Here is a 2,743-nt window from a genome sequence, read left to right on the forward strand (position 1 = left end):
ATTAAGAAACAGACTCGTGCTCTGGCAATTGAATTAGAGGTGCGTGGGCTTATGAATGTGCAATATGCCGTAAAAGATGGGAAGGTATATCTACTGGAAGTAAATCCAAGAGCGTCTCGAACCATTCCTTTCGTAAGCAAAGCTGTAGGTGTGCCATTAGCCAAACTTGCGGCTCTGGTCATGGTAGGTAAAAAATTATCGGAAATGGGTCTCACAGAAGACCCCAAGCCTCAATATATCTCGGCCAAAGAGGTTGTTTTGCCTTTTATTAAGTTCCCGGGTGTAGATATTATTTTAGGACCTGAGATGCGTAGTACGGGAGAAGTAATGGGCATTGACAAAAATATGGGGCTTGCCTACGCCAAAAGTCAGATAGCCGCTGGAAATAGTATCCCGCTGGAAGGAACTATCTTTATAAGTCTGAATGACCATGATAAGAGATATATAGGTTCCATAGCCAAAGATTTATACGAATTGGGATTTAAATTTATAGCAACCAAAGGAACGGCTGCGGTGCTTCGTGAACATGGGATTGATGTGGCGGAGGTATTTAAGGTTGGGGAAGGGAGACCTAATGTTCTTGATTGTATAATCAATGGTTATGTAAATTGGATTATTAACACACCGAAAGGAAAATCGGCTAAAGATGATGAGGTACTCATCCGTAGAAAAGCATTAGAAAATAATATCCCAACGATGACTACACTTGCGGCTGCAAAAGCGGCTGTTCAGGCACTCCGTGAAATGAAAAAAGGAACGATGGGCATCCTCTCTCTGCAAGAACACCACAAAACAACAGGGATACAAATAAAAATCAAATAACGGATTATTTGAAAAAGATATATCGGTATTGGACTTTTGGGTGAAATGAGATGAATAGGACAGATGAGAGAAAATAGAAAGATTACATTGACAATAGTTTTAACGGGAAATCATTTTAAAAAAGAATTTTAAACTGCAAAGGGATGCAGAGATAATTTTATAGCGAACAGTTATTAACTCTTACAGCGAAACTAAAAGATTGATTCTATAAATACGATGTGATTCACCCACTATCGTAGATATATATTCTATTCGTTTTGTCATTCCCATTTTTCTATCCGTCTCATCCCTTTAAAAGAATCTGTAACGATATATTGTATAATATATTTTGAACAGTTATTGTATATGATTTACTTGGAGGATTTTTTGAGGATTTGGGGGATTTCCTGGAGGATTTTTTGTAGGATCTGTCTGCGGTGTTCTTCGGAAATTTTGTAGTGTTGTTCCTGTTCTAATAGTTCCATCGTTCTTACTGCCACCTGATACGCAAAATCTTCTACTTTCATATATCCCTGCTCCTTAGATACAGTTTTTCTTCCATAGAAAGAATTATATTAATACTCTATTACTTAATCAAAATAAATAAAATTTAATTCCATTATTTAGGGTCTTTAATAATAAAACTTAAATTAACATTGAATTTCATTAAGAAGATATTTAAGATACATTGAAAAAAAAATTATTTTTACTAAAATGTATTAATTAAAAAAATAATCAAAAAACTTGACTTGTAAAAAAAAGTATAATTAAACCATATTTATACACAAAAAACAACAAAAGGATGGAAACAAACTTAAACATAGGAGAAAATGCTATGAAAAAGACTATCTTTATGTTGGCTATGTTTTGTATCTTATTCTCAACCACGATACAATTATTTGCTGAAGATCCACCTCCATGTGGAACCTTATGTGGTGTCTGTGGAGTTTTAGATATGGCATGGGAAAATGTACCAAATGCTGTTACAGTTACGAGTAATGATGTTCTTTTCCCTGTTTGGGAAACTTGCGATGGATTTTCTACTTGTTGTGCAAATAATCCTTGTACACTTTATATGACACAAAAAAATGTATCCGCTGGATTTTGGACATGTGAAGCTGGAATAAGTTTAGGCATTCAAGTACCTCCAGGATATTCAATACTGGGAGGTGGAAAAATATCTGTGGGAGGTCAAACTGTTATAATTGTAGAAGGCGGTTTAAAATCAGAATGTTTATTAACTCGTTGTCAAAAAAGTACTCAAAAAATAGGTCCTTATTATCACACTATAACACGAAGAGTTTTATGTACAAAATTATGTTATAACCCAACTGATTGGTTACAGAATAATCCCTGTTCTTGGGGACAAACAATTTGTAAAGGACCTTTAACTTATTATAAAGAGTCCCATGTATGGTATCTATTAGACGCATGTAAAGTAATTGGAACATGTGGACTTCCAGATTCCAGTTGTCCTCAATGTGCTGATCCATACAATCCAAATTGTAATTAGTAAAGAGAAATAATAAAATATTTATTAAAAAATTAAGGGAGAAGATACGATGTTATTTTTATTTTTTATCCATACTTCCATCACAGAAACTGAAGATTTATCTACAAGACTACAAGATTACACAAATGATATAAAAGCAGTAATGGAAACAGAAGAATATAAAAGGGCAGAAGAATTAATAGTAAATAAACAATATGAAGATGCTTTTTCTATACTGTCAAAAGCAATGCTGGAACATCCAGAAAAGCAAAGAGCATATCTTCTGGCAATGAATATGCTAATAAATAATGTTCCTACTGAGGAAAAAAATACATGCTACCAGGTATTTCTAAATAATGCTAAAGAAATACTCCCCCAATTAGAGTATGAAAACCAAAAGCTTCTCGCTGAATTTATATCAGGAACAGAATCACTTCGAGGAAATTATCC

At 33.9% G+C, this 2,743-nt stretch carries 4 protein-coding genes; 3 read left to right on the plus strand and 1 reads right to left on the minus strand.

All coding sequences use genetic code 11. The annotated features are described in order from the left end of the window. On the plus strand, positions 1-822 hold an 822-nt coding region (locus PLA12_10120), incomplete at its 5' end, for an ATP-grasp domain-containing protein (GenBank protein HOQ32854.1). Positions 823-1,172: 350 nt separating this feature from the next. Here PLA12_10120 and PLA12_10125 read toward each other — a convergent pair. Continuing rightward, entirely contained in the window at positions 1,173-1,328 is a 156-nt protein-coding gene (locus tag PLA12_10125; GenBank protein HOQ32855.1) for a hypothetical protein, read from the minus strand. Between the two features lie 308 nt (positions 1,329-1,636). On the opposite strand from PLA12_10125, the gene PLA12_10130 reads away from it, so the two are divergent. After that, complete coding sequence (locus PLA12_10130; protein ID HOQ32856.1) at positions 1,637-2,314, plus strand: hypothetical protein; 678 nt, start codon at positions 1,637-1,639, stop codon at positions 2,312-2,314. Positions 2,315-2,363: 49 nt separating this feature from the next. Then, the coding region (locus PLA12_10135) for a hypothetical protein (GenBank protein ID HOQ32857.1) at positions 2,364-2,743 on the plus strand (380 nt) is incomplete at its 3' end.

The organism is Candidatus Hydrogenedens sp., from assembly GCA_035378955.1.
Classification (GTDB): Bacteria; Hydrogenedentota; Hydrogenedentia; order Hydrogenedentales; family Hydrogenedentaceae; genus Hydrogenedens.